The sequence below is a fragment of the Pseudomonas sp. LBUM1670 genome, from assembly GCF_059695695.1.
Map to the genome: position 1 here is coordinate 147,501 of NZ_CP166783.1, position 21,792 is coordinate 169,292.

General features: G+C 58.1%; 16 protein-coding genes, 3 rRNA genes and 2 pseudogenes (1 of these 21 cut by a window edge). 11 read left to right on the forward strand and 10 right to left on the reverse strand.

Features of this window, described 5'->3' with window-relative positions:
- The 3 genes from ACA073_RS00720 to rrf (ACA073_RS00730) all read left to right on the forward strand — a co-directional run.
- A 23S ribosomal RNA gene (locus ACA073_RS00720) occupies positions 1–1,771 on the forward strand; it begins 1,121 nt to the left of the window's first position.
- Between the two features lie 146 nt (positions 1,772–1,917).
- Positions 1,918–2,033: ribosomal RNA gene (gene rrf, locus ACA073_RS00725) — 5S ribosomal RNA — on the forward strand.
- A gap of 106 nt (positions 2,034–2,139) precedes the next feature.
- A 5S ribosomal RNA gene (gene rrf, locus ACA073_RS00730) occupies positions 2,140–2,255 on the forward strand.
- Between the two features lie 219 nt (positions 2,256–2,474).
- On the opposite strand, the pseudogene ACA073_RS00735 reads toward rrf (ACA073_RS00730), so the two are convergent.
- Positions 2,475–2,639: pseudogene (locus ACA073_RS00735) on the reverse strand (sigma-70 family RNA polymerase sigma factor); the annotation flags it as partial.
- Between the two features lie 249 nt (positions 2,640–2,888).
- Here ACA073_RS00735 and ACA073_RS00740 point away from each other — a divergent pair.
- Positions 2,889–4,771: pseudogene (locus ACA073_RS00740) on the forward strand (methyl-accepting chemotaxis protein).
- A gap of 126 nt (positions 4,772–4,897) precedes the next feature.
- On the opposite strand, the gene ACA073_RS00745 reads toward ACA073_RS00740, so the two are convergent.
- The 5 genes from ACA073_RS00745 to ACA073_RS00765 form a co-directional block, all read right to left on the reverse strand.
- Entirely contained in the window at positions 4,898–5,365 is a 468-nt protein-coding gene (locus ACA073_RS00745; RefSeq protein WP_497400869.1) for an SRPBCC family protein, read from the reverse strand.
- 22 nt (positions 5,366–5,387) lie between these two features.
- On the reverse strand, positions 5,388–8,804 hold the full coding sequence (locus tag ACA073_RS00750) for an amino acid adenylation domain-containing protein (RefSeq protein ID WP_497400871.1): 3,417 nt from the start codon (positions 8,802–8,804) through the stop codon (positions 5,388–5,390).
- A gap of 13 nt (positions 8,805–8,817) precedes the next feature.
- On the reverse strand, positions 8,818–9,747 hold the full coding sequence (locus tag ACA073_RS00755; protein WP_497400873.1) for a diiron oxygenase: 930 nt from the start codon (positions 9,745–9,747) through the stop codon (positions 8,818–8,820).
- Entirely contained in the window at positions 9,744–10,520 is a 777-nt protein-coding gene (locus ACA073_RS00760; RefSeq protein ID WP_497400874.1) for a DUF3050 domain-containing protein, read from the reverse strand. Before ACA073_RS00760 ends, ACA073_RS00755 begins: the two co-directional genes overlap by 4 nt.
- 630 nt (positions 10,521–11,150) lie before the next feature.
- Positions 11,151–11,861: a GntR family transcriptional regulator gene (locus ACA073_RS00765; protein WP_497400875.1), complete on the reverse strand. Its 711-nt coding sequence runs from the start codon at positions 11,859–11,861 to the stop codon at positions 11,151–11,153.
- Positions 11,862–12,060: 199 nt separating this feature from the next.
- Here ACA073_RS00765 and lapG point away from each other — a divergent pair, with 199 nt between their 5' ends.
- Positions 12,061–12,753, forward strand: coding sequence for a cysteine protease LapG (gene lapG / locus ACA073_RS00770; protein ID WP_497400877.1), 693 nt, complete (start codon positions 12,061–12,063; stop codon positions 12,751–12,753).
- A gap of 14 nt (positions 12,754–12,767) precedes the next feature.
- Positions 12,768–14,714, forward strand: coding sequence for a cyclic di-GMP receptor LapD (gene lapD, locus ACA073_RS00775; protein ID WP_497400879.1), 1,947 nt, complete (start codon positions 12,768–12,770; stop codon positions 14,712–14,714).
- Positions 14,715–14,871: 157 nt separating this feature from the next.
- Here lapD and ACA073_RS00780 read toward each other — a convergent pair whose 3' ends face one another.
- Positions 14,872–15,240, reverse strand: a complete 369-nt coding sequence (locus ACA073_RS00780) for a tryptophan synthase subunit beta (RefSeq protein ID WP_497400881.1) — start codon at positions 15,238–15,240, stop codon at positions 14,872–14,874.
- 229 nt (positions 15,241–15,469) lie between these two features.
- Here ACA073_RS00780 and ACA073_RS00785 point away from each other — a divergent pair, with 229 nt between their 5' ends.
- Genes ACA073_RS00785 through ACA073_RS00800 form a run of 4 tightly spaced genes read left to right on the forward strand, consistent with a single transcriptional unit; the run spans position 15,470 to position 19,154 of the window.
- Entirely contained in the window at positions 15,470–16,357 is an 888-nt protein-coding gene (locus ACA073_RS00785) for a TauD/TfdA dioxygenase family protein (RefSeq protein WP_497400883.1), read from the forward strand.
- 18 nt (positions 16,358–16,375) lie between these two features.
- Positions 16,376–17,401 (forward strand): ABC transporter substrate-binding protein, encoded by a 1,026-nt coding sequence (locus ACA073_RS00790; RefSeq protein WP_497400885.1) that lies wholly within the window; start codon positions 16,376–16,378, stop codon positions 17,399–17,401.
- Between the two features lie 5 nt (positions 17,402–17,406).
- Complete coding sequence (locus tag ACA073_RS00795; protein WP_497400887.1) at positions 17,407–18,267, forward strand: ABC transporter ATP-binding protein; 861 nt, start codon at positions 17,407–17,409, stop codon at positions 18,265–18,267.
- Positions 18,268–18,287: 20 nt separating this feature from the next.
- A complete protein-coding gene (locus ACA073_RS00800) occupies positions 18,288–19,154 on the forward strand; it encodes an ABC transporter permease (protein WP_497400889.1) in 867 nt (288 codons plus the stop codon).
- Between the two features lie 76 nt (positions 19,155–19,230).
- Here the strand turns inward: ACA073_RS00800 and ACA073_RS00805 are convergent, their stop codons facing one another.
- Together ACA073_RS00805 and ACA073_RS00810 are read right to left on the reverse strand one after the other, a co-directional pair.
- A complete protein-coding gene (locus tag ACA073_RS00805; protein WP_497397024.1) occupies positions 19,231–20,067 on the reverse strand; it encodes an IS3 family transposase in 837 nt (278 codons plus the stop codon).
- Positions 20,064–20,366 (reverse strand): transposase, encoded by a 303-nt coding sequence (locus ACA073_RS00810; protein WP_497397026.1) that lies wholly within the window; start codon positions 20,364–20,366, stop codon positions 20,064–20,066. The genes ACA073_RS00805 and ACA073_RS00810 overlap by 4 nt, the downstream gene beginning before the upstream one ends.
- A 144-nt stretch (positions 20,367–20,510) precedes the next feature.
- On the opposite strand from ACA073_RS00810, the gene ACA073_RS00815 reads away from it, so the two are divergent.
- Positions 20,511–20,672 carry a hypothetical protein gene (locus ACA073_RS00815; protein ID WP_497404246.1) on the forward strand — a complete coding sequence of 54 codons (162 nt, stop codon included), beginning with the start codon at positions 20,511–20,513 and terminating at the stop codon, positions 20,670–20,672.
- On the opposite strand, the gene ACA073_RS00820 is transcribed toward ACA073_RS00815, so the two are convergent.
- On the reverse strand, positions 20,653–21,342 hold the full coding sequence (locus ACA073_RS00820; protein WP_497400891.1) for an NYN domain-containing protein: 690 nt from the start codon (positions 21,340–21,342) through the stop codon (positions 20,653–20,655). The genes ACA073_RS00815 and ACA073_RS00820 overlap by 20 nt on opposite strands.
- Between the last annotated feature and the right edge of the window lie 450 nt (positions 21,343–21,792).

Consider the following 21,792-nt stretch of genomic DNA (forward strand, 5'->3'; position numbering starts at 1 on the left):
GTAACGGGGCTCAAACCATACACCGAAGCTACGGGTATCACTTAGGTGATGCGGTAGAGGAGCGTTCTGTAAGCCTGTGAAGGTGAGTTGAGAAGCTTGCTGGAGGTATCAGAAGTGCGAATGCTGACATGAGTAACGACAATGGGTGTGAAAAACACCCACGCCGAAAGACCAAGGTTTCCTGCGCAACGTTAATCGACGCAGGGTTAGTCGGTCCCTAAGGCGAGGCTGAAAAGCGTAGTCGATGGAAAACAGGTTAATATTCCTGTACTTCTGGTTATTGCGATGGAGGGACGGAGAAGGCTAGGCCAGCTTGGCGTTGGTTGTCCAAGTTTAAGGTGGTAGGCTGGAATCTTAGGTAAATCCGGGATTCCAAGGCCGAGAGCTGATGACGAGTGTTCTTTTAGAACACGAAGTGGTTGATGCCATGCTTCCAAGAAAAGCTTCTAAGCTTCAGGTAACCAGGAACCGTACCCCAAACCGACACAGGTGGTTGGGTAGAGAATACCAAGGCGCTTGAGAGAACTCGGGTGAAGGAACTAGGCAAAATGGCACCGTAACTTCGGGAGAAGGTGCGCCGGTGAGGGTGAAGGACTTGCTCCGTAAGCCCATGCCGGTCGAAGATACCAGGCCGCTGCGACTGTTTATTAAAAACACAGCACTCTGCAAACACGAAAGTGGACGTATAGGGTGTGACGCCTGCCCGGTGCCGGAAGGTTAATTGATGGGGTTAGCTAACGCGAAGCTCTTGATCGAAGCCCCGGTAAACGGCGGCCGTAACTATAACGGTCCTAAGGTAGCGAAATTCCTTGTCGGGTAAGTTCCGACCTGCACGAATGGCGTAACGATGGCGGCGCTGTCTCCACCCGAGACTCAGTGAAATTGAAATCGCTGTGAAGATGCAGTGTATCCGCGGCTAGACGGAAAGACCCCGTGAACCTTTACTATAGCTTTGCACTGGACTTTGAATTTGCTTGTGTAGGATAGGTGGGAGGCTTTGAAGCGTGGACGCCAGTTCGCGTGGAGCCAACCTTGAAATACCACCCTGGCAACTTTGAGGTTCTAACTCAGGTCCGTTATCCGGATCGAGGACAGTGTATGGTGGGTAGTTTGACTGGGGCGGTCTCCTCCTAAAGAGTAACGGAGGAGTACGAAGGTGCGCTCAGACCGGTCGGAAATCGGTCGTAGAGTATAAAGGCAAAAGCGCGCTTGACTGCGAGACAGACACGTCGAGCAGGTACGAAAGTAGGTCTTAGTGATCCGGTGGTTCTGTATGGAAGGGCCATCGCTCAACGGATAAAAGGTACTCCGGGGATAACAGGCTGATACCGCCCAAGAGTTCATATCGACGGCGGTGTTTGGCACCTCGATGTCGGCTCATCACATCCTGGGGCTGAAGCCGGTCCCAAGGGTATGGCTGTTCGCCATTTAAAGTGGTACGCGAGCTGGGTTTAGAACGTCGTGAGACAGTTCGGTCCCTATCTGCCGTGGACGTTTGAGATTTGAGAGGGGCTGCTCCTAGTACGAGAGGACCGGAGTGGACGAACCTCTGGTGTTCCGGTTGTCACGCCAGTGGCATTGCCGGGTAGCTATGTTCGGAATAGATAACCGCTGAAAGCATCTAAGCGGGAAACTAGCCTCAAGATGAGATCTCACTGGGACCTTGAGTCCCCTGAAGGGCCGTCGAAGACTACGACGTTGATAGGTTGGGTGTGTAAGCGCTGTGAGGCGTTGAGCTAACCAATACTAATTGCCCGTGAGGCTTGACCATATAACACCCAAGCAATTTGACTACTCGAGAGAGCATCAGATTGCGGTGTGTGAAGACGCAATGAACCGAAAGTTCGAGAGCAACACACAAATCTATTGCATACCCAATTTGCTGAAGCGTCGAAAGACGGTTCGGTACCCGAATTTCTTGACGACCATAGAGCATTGGAACCACCTGATCCCATCCCGAACTCAGCAGTGAAACGATGCATCGCCGATGGTAGTGTGGGGTTTCCCCATGTGAGAGTAGGTCATCGTCAAGATTAAATTCCGAAACCCCTATCTGCGTATGCAGGTAGGGGTTTTGTTTTAGTAGAAGTCACCAATTTTGCTGGCACGTTACCGCGTAACGGGCTGGTCACAGAATTTCTTGACGACCATAGAGCATTGGAACCACCTGATCCCATCCCGAACTCAGCAGTGAAACGATGCATCGCCGATGGTAGTGTGGGGTTTCCCCATGTGAGAGTAGGTCATCGTCAAGATTGAATTCCGAAACCCCTGTCTGCTAACGCAGACAGGGGTTTTGTCGTTTCGGGCTCGCTAAAAGCCCGATAGCCCGCCTCGGAGAAACAAAAAAGCCAGCCCCTGGAAATCAAGGGCTGGCTTTTTTGTAGGCCGGGTATTTAGAACTGGTAGCTGATCGTGCCGGCGTCGCTGGTGCGCGGGGTAGTCCAGATCCACCGCGCTCGCTGTATTCAGTTCAACTCATGCACCAGCGCCCGGGCTTCAATGCTCGGCGTTTTGGCCTCCGGCAAATGGGCGATGGTTTCCCGGTACGCGCGCTGGATTTCTTCGCGGCACCCATGATCGATCAACAGGCCGTGAGCAATCGTTCGTAGAAACGCGTGAGGGGCCTTGAGTTCCAGGTGTGGGTTAGGGAATTTTTGAACAACCGTCATCACAAGAATGCTACTCACCGCGCTAGCACGCCGTTCGGCGGGTATCTGACGGAAATGCCGACCCTTTCATACTTACCCCTAAGATTTATCCCGTGTGTGCCGACAGACTGGTGAGTCATGCGTACACCAAAGTAGAGCGGTAACAGAATGCCGCTCGAACTGTACATGGAATGTTGCAACCCGCATCCCCACTTTCTGCATAAGAAGTCCCATGAAATGAATCTCAAGTTCAGCCATAAAATCCTGTTGGCCGCCTCCGGCGTCGTAGTGCTGGCTTTTGCGTTGTTCACTTTGTACAACGACTATCTGCAGCGAAATACCATTCGGCAAAACCTCGAATCCTCTGTTCAACAGGCTGGCGACCTGACCGCCAGCAGCGTACAGAACTGGATGAGCGGCCGCGTGCTGGTGCTGGAAAACCTTGCGCAGAACGTCGCTCATCAAGGCGCCAGTGCCGATCTGCCGGGTCTGGTTGATCAGCCGGCCTTCACACCTCCAACTTCCAGTTCACGTACGTCGGCCAGACCAATGGCGTGTTCACCCAGCGCCCGGACGCGAAGATGCCGGACGGCTACGATCCGCGTCAGCGTCCCTGGTACAAGCAAGCGGTTACCGCTGACAAAACCATGCTGACACCGCCTTACATGGCCGCCGTTGGTGGGTTGGTCGTGACCATCGCCATGCCGGTAAAAAAGAACGGCGAATTGCTCGGCGTGGTCGGCGGTGATTTGAGCCTGGAAACTTTGGTGAAGATCATCAACTCGGTGGATTTCGGCGGCATCGGTCATGCGTTTCTGGTCAGTGCCGACGGCCAGGTGATCGTTAGCCCGGACAAAGACCAGGTCATGAAAAACCTGAAGGACATCTACCCCAACGCAGGCCTGCGCATCGAGAGGGGTAATCAGGAAGTCACTCTGAACAACCAGGAGCGCATCCTCTCGTTCACCCCGGTCAACGGCTTGCCGAATGCGGCGTGGTACATCGGTCTGTCGATCGACAAGGCAAAGGCCTACGCGCCGTTGAGCCAGTTCCGCACCTCGGCGCTGATCGCGATGTTTATCGCCGTGGCCGCCATTGCGGTGTTGCTGAGCCTGTTGATCAACGTGCTGATGCGTCCGCTGACCACCATGGGTCGAGCGATGCAGGACATCGCCCAAGGCGAGGGTGACCTGACCCGTCGTCTGGCCGTGGAAAGCAAAGACGAATTCGGCGAACTGGGCGGCTCTTTCAACCAGTTCGTGGAGCGGATTCACGCGTCGATTTCCGAGGTGTCGTCGGCCACTCGCCAGGTCCATGACCTGTCGCAACGGGTGATGGCATCGTCCAACGCCTCGATCGTCGGCTCTGACGAGCAAAGTGCGCGCACCAACAGTGTGGCGGCGGCGATCAACCAATTGGGCGCTGCGACTCAGGAAATCGCCCGTAACGCCGCCGATGCCTCGCAGCACGCCAGCGGCGCGAGCGAGCAGGCGGATGACGGTCGTCAGGTGGTGGAAAAAACCATTCTGGCCATGACCGAACTGTCGCAGAAAATCAGCCTGTCCTGCACGCAAATCGAAACCCTCAACGCGAGCACCGACAACATCGGGCACATTCTCGATGTGATCAAAGGCCTTTCCCAGCAGACCAACTTGCTCGCTCTCAACGCGGCCATTGAAGCGGCCCGCGCCGGTGAAGCCGGGCGCGGTTTTGCGGTGGTGGCGGACGAGGTGCGCAACCTGGCCCATCGCACGCAGGAGTCGGCGGAGGAGATTCACAAGATGATCACTTCGCTACAGATCGGCTCGCGCGAAGCGGTGACCACCATGAACGCCAGTCAGGCCTCCAGCGAAGAGAGCGTCGAAGTGGCGAACCAGGCGGGCTTGCGCCTGGTCAGCGTGACCCGGCGCATTGGCGAAATTGACGGCATGAACCAGTCGGTGGCCGCGGCGACCGAAGAGCAGACCGCGGTGGTGGAAACCCTCAACGTCGACGTTAACCAGATCAACCTGCTGAACCAGCAGAGCGTGGTCAACCTCAATGAAACGTTGAAGGATTGTGATGCATTGTCGTTGCAGGCGAATCGGTTGAAGCAGTTGGTTGATAGCTTCAAGATTTGATTCAGGTCTGATCTACCGCGTTATCGTTCTTCGCGGGCAAGCCTCGCTCCTACAGGTTTTTAGATACCTTGTAGGAGCGAGGCTTGCCCGCGAAGAGGACTTGCGCATCACCGAAAAAAGTGTGCCCTACGCAAACAGCTTCAGCACATTATTCATCGCATCATCGGCAAACCCCTGCACGAAATCCTTGAACCCCGGCAGCGCCTCGGCGCTGCCCTGAGCCGGCTCGGCGATGATGGTCCAGGTCGCTCGAGACTTGCCTTCACCCAGTGCTTCAACCGTCATAGCCGCCCACAAGTTAGCCACGCCCAGCGTGTTGTAGATCGTGGTCCAGGTCATGCTCCGCGCCTCGTCATCCCGCGAGTTCAGCTGCTCAACCACCAGGTTGCCGTCCTTGAAGAATTTCTTGCGCAACGAAGACACGCCTTCGCCAGTCATCTCGATGTGCGACAACGCCGGGATGAATTGATCGAAGCCGGCAAAGTTGCCGACCACCGCCCACACTTTTGCGGCTTCCGCCGGTACGTCCACCGAAGCCGCGACGTGGCAGCCTTGAGGGTTTTTGATCAGGGTATCGGGTTGCAGGGTTTTCATGGTTTTGCTCCGCTTGAGTGAATCAGATGAAGTTGATTTCTTTGAGGTAGTCGCAGCCGCGACGCAGCAGCGCCGGGGATTTTTCCGGGTAGTGCGCGCCCATCTGGCGCACGCCGGCCTCGGCGTTGTCGTGGCCGATCATCGAGATGTCGCCGATGTCTTCCTCGAAGCCGTTCAGGTAGAAACCGAGCACGCCGAACAGCGCGTTGTCGCTGTCGACCCGGCCCAGTTGCTGCTGCCAGTCGGCGACGCTGACCATGGAGAATTCCCGACCCGCCTCACGGAAGGACGCGACGTAATCGTCCCAACTCAGCGGCTCGGGGTTGTGCAGGTTGAACACCGCTTTTTCCGCTGAATAACGACTGGCGTGGAACGCGATGAAACGGGCGAGAAAATCCACCGGCATCAGGTCGAAATTCAGCGCGAACTCCGGCACCTGACCGAGCTGAATCGAGCCCTTGAGCATCAGCATCAAACGATTCTTGTGCGGTTGGCAGACACCGGTGAGGCTGTTGAAACTGATGTTGCCGGGGCGATACACATTGACCCGAACCCCACGCTCCCGCGCTCGTTCCAGAATGCGTTCGCCGACCCACTTCGACAGGTTGTAGCCGTTCTTGATGTAGATCGGCGGTGTCTGCGCGGCGGGCAGTTCAAGCACCCGGCCGTCGTCGGAAATCGTGCTCGACGCTGACAATGTCGAAACGAAATTGAAGATCTTTTTACTGCGCCCTTCGCACAGTCGCAGACACTCGAAAATCGGCTCGACGTTGTCCCGCGCCAGCGACTCGTAATCGAGCACGTGATTGACGTTGGCGGCGTTGTGCACCAGCGCGCCGTACTCGCGATCCAGGCGCTCGTAAACATCGACGTCGAGCCCCAGCGAGGGGCGTGTGATGTCGGCGGGGTAAACCCGCACCCGACTCAGATCCAGATGCTCCAGACGGTTTTCCCGCAACGCGTGAGCGAAGCGTTCTACCGCCGATTGCCCGCCACCATCGCGCACCAGACAAGCCACTTCGCTGGCGCCCCAGGCCAGCAACGCCTCGACGATGTGCACGCCGACAAAACTGTTGGCACCAGTGACGATCACCTTGTGCACATCACCTATGCGGCTGACCGGCAACGGTTGCACCTCCAGCTCGCGGAACGCATCCGCCATGGCCTGCTGGCTCAGCACTTCTTCAGTGCCGGAGCCGCGCACCAGCGTCGCCAGTTTCGCGATGGTCGGCAGTTCGATGAAGCGATTGATCGAGATGCTGCGCCCGAATTCTTCTCGCAGACGCAACAGCATGCGCGACAGCAGGATCGAGTGGCCGCCCAGATTGAAGAAGCTTTCATCGGTGGAAATATCGCTGGCTGGCAGCTCCAGCAACTCGGCCCAGATCTCCAGCAGCAACGCTTCATCGGCGCTGGCAGGTAAACGCCGTGACGCGTTTTCGGTCATGCTGACGGGTAGCTCCAGCAGCGCTTTGCGGTCAACCTTGCCGTTGCTGGCGAACGGCATGCTCGTCAGCTCGGTCCAGGCGGTGGGCTGCATGTAATCCGGCAGAAACCGGGTGGCGTGCGCCTTCAGCGCTTCGCGCGCGGCGCCGGGTTGATCCTCCTGAGGCTGGGCGAGGAATGCGAGAATCCGTCGTTGGCTGTCGATCACCACCGCCACCTGACGGTACAGCTGACTGTCGCGCAGGCAGCGTTCAATCTCTTCCGGTTCGACCCGAAAGCCGCGAATCTTTACCTGATTGTCCCGGCGTCCGCAGAGCTCGATGCCTGCGCCGGTCCACTTCGCCATATCGCCGGTGCGATAGGCGCGCAGGCCCTCACCGTTCGGCAGGCTTAGGTTCAGATAGCGTTCAGTGGTCTGTAGCGGGTTGTTCAGATATCCCAGGCAAACGCCCGGCCCGACGATGTACAACTCGCCGACGGTCTGTTCGGCCACCGGTTGAAAGTCCTCGTCGAGAATCAGCACCTGACTGTTGGCGATCGGTGCGCCGAGTGTGCGATTGCTGTCGCCGGCGCGCAGTTGTCGCGCGGTGATCAGCACCGTGGCTTCGGTCGGGCCATAGAGGTTGTAGAGATTGCCCTGGCGGGTGAGTTGCTCGATGACATAGGGTTCGCAGACATCGCCACCGGTCATCACGTGGTCCAGCACCTGCAACTGATCCAGCGGCAGAATGCTCAGCAAGGCGGGCGGCAAAAACGCGTGGCTCAACTGTTGGTGCCGGATCAGTTCCACCAGTTGCAGCGGGTCACGGCGTTGATCGTCGCTGGGCACGATCAGCTCGGCGCCTTGTAGCAGGGTCGGGAAAATATCGATCAGCGACGAGTCGAAACTCAATGACGAAAACTGCAATACGCGGCTCTGTTCAGTCAGTTGCACATAGTCGGCATACCACGCGGTGAAATGCGCGAGGTTGGCCTGGCTGAGCAACACGCCTTTGGGATGACCGGTGGTGCCCGAGGTGTAGAGCGCCATGCACGGCGCGTCGAGATCGGGGCGCTGGCGCATCAACGGCTGGTCGAGATCCACGTCCTCGATGTCGATCACGCTGATGTCCAGGCTGAGCATTTCGCTCGCAAGCGGATGCTGCCCGTCATGCAGCAACAACAAGGCGCCGGCATTCGCCAGAATGTATTGCTGACGCTGCAATGGGTGGCTCGGTTCCAGCGGCAGGTACACCGCGCCGCTGCCGAGAATCGCCAGAATTCCCGCGTACAACGCGCTGCATTTCGGCAGGCAGATTCCGACCACCAACGGCCCGTCGTGCTGTTCGAGCAATGGTTGCAATCGCTGCTGAATGGCGCGGCTGTGAGCGTGCAATTGGCGATAGTTGAGGGAGGTGCCGGCAATGTGCAGCGCCGGTCTTTCGGCGGACTGAATGAAGCGCTGCTCAAGGCGCTCGATCATCGGCACCTGAGCGAGTTGCAGCAACCGGGGTTCAGCCGTGGCGTTGAGCCGATGGACGAACGCCAGTTTTTCAAGAAGCAGCAGACTTTCCACTTTTTCGACATGGACGGGAGTCGCCACTTCGGCGAGCAGAAAGTAGTCCGCGTCACGCGAGAAACGACTGACCAGCAGCGCCACGTGGTCCACCAGTTCCGCCACCGCTCGCAGACGCAGCGCCTGGCCGTTGCCCGAAGGTTCATCGGCAATCGGCACGCGCGTGAGCAGCGTCGAACCGTACAGACACAGCAGGTCCAGCGACGGCAAACCGGAATCACCCGGAACACCGACACCCAGGCGCAGCGTCAGTCGCGGTGCATCGCCCAACGGTTGAAACGGCAGACTGGCATCATCAATCAGCAAATCAGTGTTGCCCGACGGCGGCTGGTCGAGGGCCGTCAGCCGCACCAGTGAATGACCGTGTTGTTCAAGCTCCAGCGCCAGGTCGGTCAGGGCCAGGCTCTGCCCAATGAGCAGAATGTCGAGACGTCTCATGATGTGCTCCTCGTTAAACCAGGTAGTCGCTCAAGGCTGCTTGAACGCACGGCGAATCGAGCAGTGAACTGCTGTGGAAAAACCGCACGATGTTGGCGACCAGCGGGTGATGGCGGTTGATCGGGAAGGCCAGCCCCGACACTTCGCTCTTGAGTGCGCGGCGCGCGGCATCGCTGATCTGCAAGGACTCGATCAGGCGGAAGTCGAAGGATTTCTGGATGTCGTTGGTCAGGTAATGGCCGATGAACACCGGCAAAATCTGCGCGATGCACTGACGGTCGTCTTCGCTTGCGGTGTGCCAGTAGATGCGCACCAACCGCGCCCAGAACCCGGAGTGACGGCCCTCATCGAGCAAGTGATCGGCCATCAAGCCCTTGATCGATTGCTTGACCGTGTCGTCCTTGGCGAACGCCGCCACGTCGCCGGTCACGGTGTTCTCCGCGATGGCCACGCAGATCAATTCCACAGCGCTGCGCAAATGCTCCGGTGCCAGCGCCACGGCGGCCGGAATCGCCCGGCTAAGCTCGATTTCATCCGGCAGCTCGATCGGCGTAATTCCCGTCATGGCGATGGTTTGCTGCATGAAGTCCATCGCCACCAGCGCGTGGTAATCCTCGTCCACCACCACGGTCATGGCGTCATAACGACAGGCGAACGGGAAGGCCACGGCAAAGCGGTTCTTGGCGATGCTGCGCGCGGTTTTGTCGACGATCTCGGTTTCGAAAATCACCACGTCGTTGATGAATTTGTAGAGCGTCTGCACCAGAGCGAAATCCCGTTGCTCCGGGCATTCGCGCAGAAAGGTTTCGCTCAACACCAGCGGTTGACGACTGAGCGGGTAGATCAGCTTCTCGTCGTTCTCCAGCACGCGGCGCGGGCGGGTGCGAATGGTTGCGCGGCTTTCCCAGGCGTCGGCGAAGGATTGGTAGTCGGCGGCGTTCATGCGTTCACCTCCGCCACCGGTTCGCTCATGCTCAGGCGCAGGCCGTCCCACAGGGCGATGCGGCTTTCCACGGCCGCCAGGGCGCTGGCGTAGACGTCTTCTTCCCGTTGCGGATCGCCACCGACCAGCTTCGCGAGGAGTTTTTCCGCTGCCGGGCCGTGGTCTTCGGAATCGACTTCGATGTGCCGCTCCAGGTAGTAACGGAAGGTCGGCGCCTGTTCGATCCCGATGCCCCAATCGTCGAGAATGCGCTGGAACATCTGCGGAATAACGCTCTCGCGCCCGTGCAGAAACGCCGCCGCTACGCTGTGGCCGGGTGCATGCAGCGCGGTGTGCAGGGTGTGGCGCACGAATTGCGCGGCGGCCGGGTCGACGTCCACACTTTGCAACGCCACGTCATAACTCACGCCTTCTTGTTGCAGGGCCACGAAGCGTTCAACGGCGACTGTACTGGCGCCCACTTCGCGCATCGCATCCAGGTACAACTCGAAATGACTGTAGTGACCGTGGGCCGGACGATCATCGGACTCTTCACCCAACACGATCTCGTTGATCAGTCGGGCAGCCTGCGGATCTCTCGGCGGCAGCCAGGGCAACTGAACGCAGGTCAGCTCCTGTTGCAGGCGCTTGGTCAGGGACATGAAATCCCACACCGCAAAAACATGGGATTCCATGAAGCGTTGGAGTACCGAAAGCGAATGTATTTCAGAAAAAATCGGGTGCGCACTAAGTTCTTCTTTTTTCTGATTAAGACGGTCTATAGTCGATTTCATGGCGAGCCTATAAGTTGTCTGGAATGAGGTGAGATTAATAAGTAACGGTTGCTTAAAGTATTCTGAGGGCGAGCAAGTACCTCAAAAGAATTGATCGGTATTACTTGCATGTAAGTCGTGTGGTTGAGGCCTTGCCGCCAGTGTCCAGTGACGGCGGAGAAAAACTAATACACGAGCAAAGTGCTGGGCAAGTTATTTCTATACTATTTTCAAGTTCAACTTTTACGGGCGCGACACGTTCCAATAAGACTTTTGACTAAAGTTTTATTTGGGCGTAGTTGCTCCTTCCGGCTTATATAAGCCGAAATCGAAATAAAGAGTGAATGCCTCACTCGAAGCAACTTTCAAAGGGTGATCGTTCGTGTGATCTGAAGGGTGGAAGTTGGCCGGGACGCCGATGCTTCCTTTCCCGTGGCAAGACTCCTTCCGTAGGTTCTTGATGCGGGGACTGCGCCGCTCATGCGGTACGTCACCCGTTTATTATTTGTTGGCAGGCCAAGAGTGAGCGTAAATCAAGGCAGCCGCTATCTCCGACGCGTCATACGGTCGATGCAATTGTCTGGCTTTGGATAGCGGACACGCAGGCGCAGGCGAGCAGGTTGATCTGCTCGCTGCGGTTGCCGATATGATTTATTTCGAGGTTTTTCTGCTTTGTGCTTCGGGGCTGTTGAGGTAGCGCGTGATGACCTCCACACCCCGATTGAGGTGTTGTTCGAGCAGCTTCACCGAGCGCTCGATGTCGCGGTCTTCCACTGCGCGCAACAGCGCCCGGTGATCTTCCTGTGACAGTTTGCCCAGGCCCATGGCTTCCAGGTTGAAGCGCAGGAAACGTTCTTCTTCGTTCAACCCGTCTTCGACCAGTCTCAAGAGCCGACGATTGGGTGCCTTGCAGTACATCGCCATGTGAAACAGGCGGTTGAGCCGGCCAATTTCGGTGTAGTCGTGCTCCGTTTCCAGCTCGTCGATGTAGCGGGCCGCCTGCTCAAAATCCTCGGTGGTGAGCAAAGGAACCGACAGACGCAGAGCTTCGGACTCCAGCAGGATCCTCAACTCGTACGTTTCGGCGGCATCGCCCTGAACCAATGGCGCGACCACCGCACCTTTGTGAGCGATCACATTAAGCAACGCTTGCGCTTCGAGCTGGCGCAAGGCTTCACGGACCGGCATGCGGCTGACCCCGAACAGGTCGGCCAGGTCTTGCTGACGAAGGGCTGTGCCGCAAGGAATACGGCCGTCGAGAATGGCGGCGCGCAGGGTTTCTTCGATGACCGAGCGGGCCAGATGAGCGGGAATCGGGCCGTTGACCTTGATACTGCTGAGAGGGTTGGGCTTCTGTGGCACTACTACGCACCCTGAATGATTGAAAGAAATTTGGATCCAAGAGGACACTAGTGACTGCCTGACAGGTTGTCAAACACGCTTGAAAAACAGCTCACACCCCACAGTTTAGCGTGCTCCCGGTGATCTCACCGTGCCATTGTCTTTTAACCGGCTACCCTTCACCATCAATCGAATCCACCTGCCTACTGGATGCCTCGCATTGGCGGTACGTTTCGCGATCCCTCGGACTTTTCGCTGGCTGTGCTGCGCGTTGCTGCTGGCCGGCGTCATGCCGGGCGGTCTGCATGCCGACTGGGATTTTTCCCTGATCAGCCGCCGGGCGCAGGCATTGTACGGGGCATTGGGCGCAGGGCAGCAGCGCATTGATGCCTGGCAGCATTTGCTGGCCACGCAGAAGCAGATCAGCGAGCGGGAGCAGCTCAACGTGGTCAACCTGTTCTTCAATAAACAGATGCGCTACGAAGAGGACATCGACCTGTGGCACGAGGTCGACTATTGGGAAACCCCGATCGAAGCCTTGTGGAAGGGCGCCGGTGACTGCGAAGACTACGCCATCGCCAAGTATTTCAGCCTGCGCCACCTCGGCGTATCCAGCGACAAGCTACGCATTACCTACGTCAAGGCCGTGAGCCTGAACCGCGCGCACATGGTGCTGACTTACTACGCCAGCCCGGATGCCATGCCGCTGGTGCTCGACAGCCTGATCGATGCGATCAAACCCGCCAGCCAACGAACCGATCTGCTGCCGGTCTACGCTTTCAATGCCGAAGGGCTGTGGTTGCCCGGTGCCAAGGGCAACAAAAAAGTGGGTGACACCAAACGCTTGTCCCGTTGGCAGGATGTGTTGAAGAAAATGCAGGCGGAAGGTTTTCCGGTCGAGACGATTAACTAGGAGCACGCGCTCAGATGTCTTTGTTCAAACAGCTGTTGATCGCAATCTGTCTGTTCCTGGTGGTCGCCTTCACCGGCAGCTTCATGGTCAGCCTCGAGAGCTCGCGCACCCAGTACGTCAACCAGTTGCGCTCCCACGCGCAGGATGCCGCGACGGCGCTGGCGCTGTCGTTGACGCCGAACATCGACGACCCGGCGATGGTCGAGTTGCTGGTCAGCTCGATTTTCGACAGCGGCTATTACGCGAGCATCCGCGTCGTCGATCTGTCGAACGACAAAACCCTGGTCGAGCGCAGCGCCATGCCCGCGCTGAACAACGTGCCGGACTGGTTCGTCAAACTGATCGGCCTGGAGTCGGCGGGCGGCGATGCGATTGTCAGCCGTGGCTGGGAGCAGGCGGCACGGGTCGAAGTGGTCAGTCACCCGATGTTCGCGTTGGCCAAACTTTGGCAGAGTGCCTTGGGCAGCCTCGGCTGGCTGCTGCTCTGTGGCGCGGTGAGTGCGGGACTGGGCGCGTTGCTGCTGCGCCGGCAATTGAAACCGTTGGACTATATGGTTCAGCAATCCCACGCCATCGCCCGCCGGGAATTCCTCAGCCTGCCTGACCTGCCGCGCACGCCTGAATTGCGCCGCGTGGTGCAGGCCATGAATCAGATGGTCGAAAAGCTCAAGGCGTTGTTTCAGGAACAGGCCGAGCGCAGTGAGAAATTGCGCGACGAGTCCTATCAGGACACGCTGACCGGATTGGCCAACCGGCGCTATTTCGAGATGCAACTGAATGCGCGGGTGAGCAATCCGGAACAGGCGAATTCAGGTTATCTGTTGTTGCTGCGGGTCAGGGATCTCGCTGGATTGAATCAGCGTCTGGGCGGTCAACACACCGATGATTTGCTGATCGCGGTCGGCGAGCAACTGTCCCGGGAGTGCGCCAAATACCCCGAAACGCTGAACCTCGTCACGCGGATCCGCGGCGGCGAATTCGCCGTGCTGGCGCCGGGGCTGGTGCGCGCCGAAGCGCTGCAACTGGCGCAAAACCTCGACAGTGCCCTGGCGAGCCTGCATGCGACCGGCGCCACCGATGTGGCCGCTGTGGCGTACATCGGGCTGGCGCCGTTTATGTATGGCGACTCACCGCAAGCGGTGCTCGGGATGTCGGATCAGGCGCTGGCGCAGGCCGAAGGCCAGGGCGATTCGAGGTGGGTTTGCCTGGATCACACGGCGTCGGCGAACGTTGGCGATGATCATCATGCCTGGCACAGCTTGCTCGATGAGGCGCTGAATCAGCGGCGGTTCGAGCTGTATTTCCAGCCGGTCGTGGCCAGCCAGGACACGACACTGGTGCTGCATTACAAAGTGCTTTCGCGCTTGATCGACGAGCAGGGCCAGGTGATTCCTGCCGGTCGATTCCTGCCGTGGCTCGAACGTTTCGGCTGGGCTGCGCGGCTGGATCACCTGATGCTGGAGCGGGTCCTTGAGCAAATGGCTGATCATGAAGCGTCGCTGGCGCTGAACCTGTCTTCGGCGACGCTGACCCATCCGCAGGCGCTAGGCAAAGTCTTGGATATTTTGCGCGCGCACTCCAACCTCGGCTCGCGACTGACCCTGGAAATCGGCGAGGAACAACTGCCGGAGCAAGCGAAGCTGGAAGAGCTGACGCGGCGTCTGCGTGAAATCGGCTTCTCGTTGAGCCTGCAACATTTTGGTGGACGCTTCAGCATGATCGGCAACCTGGCGCGGCTTGGGTTGGCGTATCTGAAGATCGATGGCGTGTACATCCGCGCGATTGATCAGGAGAGCGACAAGCGTTTGTTTATCGAGGCGATTCAGCGGGCGGCGCACAGCATTGATCTGCCGTTGATTGCCGAGCGGGTCGAGACCGAAGGGGAGTTGTCGGTGATTCGCGAGATGGGGGTTTATGGGGTGCAGGGGCAGTTGGTGGGGGAGCCGAAGCCTTGGCAGTGAAGCCTTTAGAAATGAGCCTTCAGTCATACCGCCTTCGCGAGCAAGCCCGCTCCCACAAGGTGTCGGTGTTGAGAACAAAATGTGTGATCAACCACAAAACCTGTGGGAGCGGGCTTGCTCGCGAAGGCGTCGGTACAGACAACGAAAGTAGTGAAGGCTAGATCAACCCCATCTCATCATCCTCACCCACCAAACGACTCAACCCACCCAACTCCTCCCGGGCCTGGGACCGGCCCATGAGTTTGGCCTGTGCAGCGGCCGGCAGATCGGTGGCGCGCATCACGCCCTTATCAGTCAGCACCTGAATCAGGTCGTCCAGTACCCGGATCATGTCCAGGTCGCTCTGCTTCAACTGCTTGAGTTGTTTGATTTGCTGCTGTTGCTTTTGGCTGATGGCCATGACTTCGCTGGCGAACCAGGCCCGAAGGTCCGGGTGATCGGCGGGCAGGCGTTCGGTGGACTCGGCATAGGCCTCGGCTTCCACGCGCATCAGTTGGCCATCTGCATTGCGTTGCACGTAGAACATAGAGAGTCCCTCCCGCGTTGAGCCGTGTCATCCTGTCAGCAGCATAGGTGAAATACGCCATATGGTTATTCGCTAACGGTATTTAAATTCGCGTTCTTATATCTATAAAGTCAATCTCCTGCGTACTTGCCGACCAATCGGCGCGCCGCACGACACGAACCAACACGGGACCCCGTGAGTTTCTGATCGACGCGCGCGCCCTTGAGCGTGCCGTGCGTGGGAGTGATTTATGTCTGTCGTCTCTGCAATTCAAAGCATCGCGCCACAAACCTTCGAGATCCGCCCGTTCAGCGGCGCCGTCGGTGCCGAAATCATCGGGCTCGATCTGTCCCGCCCGGTCAATGATCGGGACTTCGCCCGCATCCACCGCGCGCACCTTGATCACCATGTCGTGGTGTTCCGCGACCAGCGCATTACCCCCGAACAGCAAATCGACTTCAGCCGCCGTTTCGGCGTGTTGCAGATTCATGTGCTCAAGCAGTTCCTGCTGGCCGGGCACCCGGAAATCCTCATCGTTTCCAACATCATCGAAAACGGCCAATCCATCGGCCTCGGTGACGCCGGCAAGTTCTGGCACTCCGACCTTTCCTATAAAGAACTGCCCAGCCTTGGCTCGATGCTGCACGCCCAAGAGCTGCCGTCCGAAGGGGGCGACACGCTCTTCGCCGACATGCACAAAGCCTGGGACAACCTGCCCGAAGCGCTGCGCAAAGCGGTCGAAGGTCGCTCGGCGGCGCACTCCTACACGGCGCGCTACAGCGAGACCAAATTCGAAGGCAACTGGCGTCCGACCCTGACGCCGGAGCAACTGGCTCAGGTCGCCGAAGTCGTCCACCCGATCGTGCGCACGCACCCGGAAAACGGCCGCAAGGCGTTGTTCGTCAGCGAGGGTTTCACCACTCGCATCGTTGGCTTGCCGGACGACGAGAGCAAGCAACTGCTCGACGAGCTCTACGCCCACAGCGTGCTGCCGCACAACCTCTACCGCCATCAATGGCAGCCCCACGACCTGGTGTTCTGGGACAACCGTTCACTGATCCACCTCGCCGCCGGGTGCCCTAGCCATCTGCGCCGCAAGTTGTATCGCACCACCATCCAGGGCGACGCGCCTTTCTGATTTGTCGGAGATTGAATCATGTCCAAACGTCTTTCCTTTGCACCGCTGGCCGCCGCTATCGGCCTGGGTTTCAGCCTGCTCGCCGGCAGCCTGGTGGCGCCCACCGTGGCCCACGCCGAAGGTGAAATCCGCATTGCCGAGCAGTTCGGCATTGTTTATCTGTTGCTCAACGTGGTGCGCGATCAGAACCTGATCGAGAAGTACGGCAAGCAGGAAGGCATCGACATCAAGGTCGACTGGACGCAGCTCTCCGGCGGCGCAGCGGTCAACGATGCGTTGCTCTCCGGCTCCATCGACATTGCCGGTGCGGGCGTCGGTCCGCTGCTGACCATCTGGGATCGCACCCACGGCAAGCAGAACGTCAAGGCCGTCGCTTCCCTCGGCAACTTCCCGTACTACCTGGTGAGCAACAATCCCAAGGTCAAAACCATTGCTGACTTCAGCGAGCAGGACCGCATCGCGGTGCCAGCGGTGGGCGTCTCGGTGCAGTCGCGCTTCCTGCAATACGCGGCCGCCAAGCAGTGGGGCGACAAGGAATTCAACCGCCTCGACAAGTACACCATCGCCGTTCCGCACCCCGACGCGACAGCGGCGCTGATTGCTGGCGGCACTGAGCTGACCGGGCACTTCTCCAACCCGCCATTTCAGGATCAGGCGCTGGCCAACCCGAACGTGCATGTGGTGCTGAACACCTATGACCTGCTCGGCCCGAATTCGCCGACGGTGCTGTTCGCCACGGAGAAATTCCGTAACGAGAACCCGAAAACCTACAAGGCGTTCGTCGAAGCGCTGACCGAAGCGGCGCAGTTCGCGCAGAACGATAAGGGGGCCGCCGCCGATACGTACATTCGCGTGACCAAGGCGAAAATCGATCGCGCCGCGCTGTTGAAAATCATCGACAACCCGCAGTTCGAATTCAGCATCACGCCGAAAAATACCTACCCGCTCGCCGAGTTCCTCTACCGCGTCGGCGCGATCAAAAACAAACCGGATTCATGGAAGGATTATTTCTTCCAGGACACCAAACCGCTGCAAGGGAGCTGACCGACATGAATGCCCCTTTGCAAGGCCACACGGTCAGCAAATCGAACGCAGCAGCCCAGGCGCTGCTGTCGGTCGACAAGGTCAGCCTCGAATACCGCACGCCGCAGCGGGTGGTTCGAGCGACCCATCAAGTCAGTTTTGAAATCGATCCGGCGGACCGCTTTGTGCTGCTGGGGCCGTCCGGTTGCGGCAAATCCACGTTGCTCAAGGCGGTTGCCGGGTTCCTCCAGCCTTGCGAGGGCGAGATTCGCCTGCAAGGGCAAACCGTCAACGCGCCGGGGCCGGACCGGATCGTGGTGTTTCAGGAATTCGATCAATTGCCGCCCTGGAGGACGGTCAAACAGAACGTGATGTTTCCGCTGCTGGCCTCGAAAACCCTCAAGCGTAAAGAGGCCGAAGAACGGGCCCTGCACTATCTCGAAAAGGTCGGTCTGGCGGCGTTTGCCGATGCTTATCCGCACACCTTGTCCGGCGGCATGAAAGCCCGCGTGGCGATTGCCCGGGCGTTGGCGATGCAGCCGAAAATCCTGCTGATGGACGAACCCTTCGCCGCGCTCGATGCGCTGACCCGCCGCAAGATGCAGGAGGAATTGCTGCTGCTCTGGGAAGAGGTGCGCTTCACCCTGCTGTTCGTCACGCACTCCATTGAAGAAGCGCTGGTGGTGGGCAATCGCATTCTGCTGCTGTCGCCGCATCCCGGGCGCGTGCGCGCGGAAGTCCACAGCCATCAATACGATTTGCACAGCCTCGGCGGCGTGGCGTTTCAGGAGTCGGCGCGACGGATTCATCGGTTGTTGTTCGATGAAGGCCAGTCACCGGAAACCGGGCGCGAGCTGGATTTTTCCGACATTCGCATCGCTTATTGAGCCATTGAGAGGAGTGCCCGATGAGCCCGTTATCATCTGCGCGTGAAGAATTTGAAACCGTTTTGCAGCCGCTGACCAGCGTACCGCTGGAACGTGAATTGCCCCTTGGCCAGCGTCTGTGGCAACAAGGCTGGATTCGTAAAAGCCTGATCCTGATTTTGCTCGCGGTGCTGTGGGAAGTGGTTGCGCGCATTCAGAACAACGACCTGCTGCTGCCGAGTTTTCTGCACACCGCCAGTGCGCTGTATGACGGCCTGCTTAGCGGTGAGTTGCTGGGCAAAGTGTGGATTTCGCTGGTGGTGCTGCTCAAGGGTTACCTGATTGGCATTGTGCTGGCGTTTGCACTGACCACGTTGGCGGTGTCGACGCAGTTCGGTCGCGATCTGCTGAGTACGCTGACCTCGATGTTCAATCCGCTGCCGGCGATTGCGCTGTTGCCGTTGGCGCTGTTGTGGTTCGGCTTGGGGCAGAACAGCCTGATTTTCGTGCTGGTGCATTCGGTGCTCTGGGCGTTGGCGTTGAACACCTACGCCGGTTTCCTGGGCGTCTCGGAAACCCTGCGCATGGCCGGGCGCAATTACGGATTGAAGGGCATGCGCTTCGTGCTGTTCATCCTGATTCCGGCAGCGCTGCCGTCAATTCTTGCCGGGCTGAAGATCGGCTGGGCGTTCGCCTGGCGCACGTTGATCGCCGCTGAATTGGTGTTTGGTGCTACCAGTGGCAAGGGTGGATTGGGTTGGTACATCTTTCAGAATCGTAATGAGCTGTATACCGACAAGGTGTTTGCCGGGTTGGCGGTGGTGATTTTGATTGGGTTGCTGGTGGAGAATCTGGTGTTCGACACGCTGGAGCGGGTGACGGTGAAGCGGTGGGGGATGCAGCGCTAGATTCTGGGTTGTCTGATCTGGCCCCTTCGCGAGCAAGCTGAACTGGTCAAGTAATTTTGGACACCAGTTAAGGTTTTCACGCCGCCAGTTTCTCCATAGCTACCGGCGACCGGTAGTCGTTGTAGCTATGGAGTCTGACGTTGTTGTAACGCATCACATAACGCTGCACATCCACGCGGGCTTCATGCTCTGAGCGGTAGCCGTCTTCTGGCACCCACTCTGATTTCAGGCTCCCAAAGAAACGCTCCATCGGGGCGTTGTCCCAGCACTCACCTTTGCGACTCATGCTTTGCAGGAGTCCATGCTTGCGCATCTCATTCCTGAATTTATGGCTGGTGTATTGGCAGCCTTGATCAGAGTGAAACAGCACTTCTTTGGGACGGCCTCGCAACTCGACTGCCATTCGCAATGCTTCGCAGGTCAGCGTGGCATCGGAAATCATTGAAAACGACCAACCCACGATCCGGCGAGCGAACAGATCCAGCACCGCCGCAAAATACATCCAGCGCTTGCCGACCTTGATGTACGTCACATCGCCACACCACACCTGGTTGATCGCCGTGACATCAAACTTGCGCTTGAGCACATGTGGCGCCACCAGTGCTTCCACGCCGGAAGATTTGTACTTATGCCGCCTGCGCTGATGACTGGCGACACCGGCTTCGCGCATCAAGCTGCGAGCCATATGGCGCCCGACACGATGCCCCTTGGCTTGCAGCTCCCTGGAAAGGGTGCGAGACCCTGCGGACGCTCTGGATTCCTTGTGATGCTCGACCAGCACGGCTTTAAGTTTCTCCCGCTCAGGCTTCACCTTGCCTTGGCGCTGACGCCAGGCGTAAAAGCTGCTGCGGTTGACTCCAAACGCCCGACAGCAATTGTTAACGCCGTACTGCTCGTCCAGCTCATTGATCAACGAGAATGATCTTTGGAGTCCAAAAGCAGGAGAGCACTGGCCTTTTTTAGGATTTCAATGTCCAGGTCTTTTTGCCTGAGCAACGCTTTGAGCTGCTGAATCTCTCGCTGATCGGCGGTAATCGCCTTGGCGCCCTCAGGGGTCGAACCCAAGCGCTCCTTGCGAACCTGATCGACCCAACGGCGCAAGGCGGTAGGGCCAATATCCAGACTGGTACAGACTTCTGGAACTGACCGGCCCTCGTCCAGCACCATGCCGGCAGCCTTGAGCTTGAACTCACTGGAATAAGATTTACGCATATCCAAACACCTCAGATTTGGGCGCCATCATAGCGCCCGATTGAAGTGTCCAAAATCATTAGGCCAGTTCAAGCCCGCTCCCACATGGGGTTCTTCGTCGTACACAAAATCTGCAACCACTGGAGATCCCCTGTGGGAGCGGGCTTGCTCGCGAAGGGGCCGGACCTGCCAACAGCGACTCAGCAGCAGTGGGTCGAGAGTTCGACCGGGGTGTCGCTGGCGATGGTCGGGTTGTACAAGGCGTTGGGTGGGGGATGGGAGTCGGTGTATCCGGTTGGCGATGGCATTACCAATAATCCGGTTTGATCGCGGGTGCCTTGTGGGTGGGGACGCGAGTCGGGAACTGGTGTGAGTGAAGTTCTTCTGAGGTTATGACACGCCGCATCCAGTGTGAGTGGTCCTTTAAAGAGCCGGGAGAGGGACGGTTCAACTCAGCTCGATGAGGAAGAATGACGCCGACCTTCATGTCAGGGAAATCTTCTCGAATGGCTCTCAGGGCCGGAGTCATGTCTGTGTCACTGGATACGAGCACCAATTGTTCGATTCGCTCATGGACATTAAGCATGGCTTGCCTGCAGGCCGTGCGGTACATACTGATAGCGATGTGAACGTCTGTTTCTTTCTCCTCAAGCTTCCAGATGGCGACTTTATCTTGGCGAGAGGCGCCGGTTTTTCTGTCGATAAACCGAGGTGCTTTGGCGGGCTCCAACTTGTGGCGACCAAAGTGAACGGAAACACTGGTCGTTTTTAACGCACGTACGTACGCGTCCTGGGCTTCTTTGGACGCTATGCCGCGAGTGGCAAGTTCCGGTTTGACGGATGAGGTGAAGTAATCGACCGAGACGAGTGAGCTCAGAGGGTTCTCGATGTAAGCGACATGGCCCAACAAACCTTTGAGATCGAGCCACTTGTATGGGGTGCCTGCGAGCAATCCATAGAACACGTTGTACCCGTCTACAAAGAAAGCGGTACGCACAATCTCAATCCTCAGAAACGAAAAAACCGGCCTGGGCCGGTTTCTTCACCCCAACGGCCAGTGAATTTAATCTCTGCGTACGGGGTTCAGTAGGGCGATCCTAAGCCGAGCTCGCTACAGCGTCAACCGTTGGCTGACCAAGGTGCTGCTCGGATGGATTTTTCCAGCGCCGGCAAATCAGTTTTGTGCAATTGCCTGGCTGATGGTCAAGGTAATCCTGCACTCATCTATTAATGATTGTTACGGCTTTGTCGTTGAAACTGCGCAGATCGGATTGTCTATTGCCGGTTTCGTTTTTGATCGGATGGTCGTTCCTGATTTGGTGTGGGATTTTGTACCGACACTCGCTGGGTCGTGAATCAAACAAAAGCGACGAATAATTACTCCTTTTTGAAACATTCCATTTCCACCCAATACCCCCCCCTCAACTTGACGCTCACCCACGCTGTC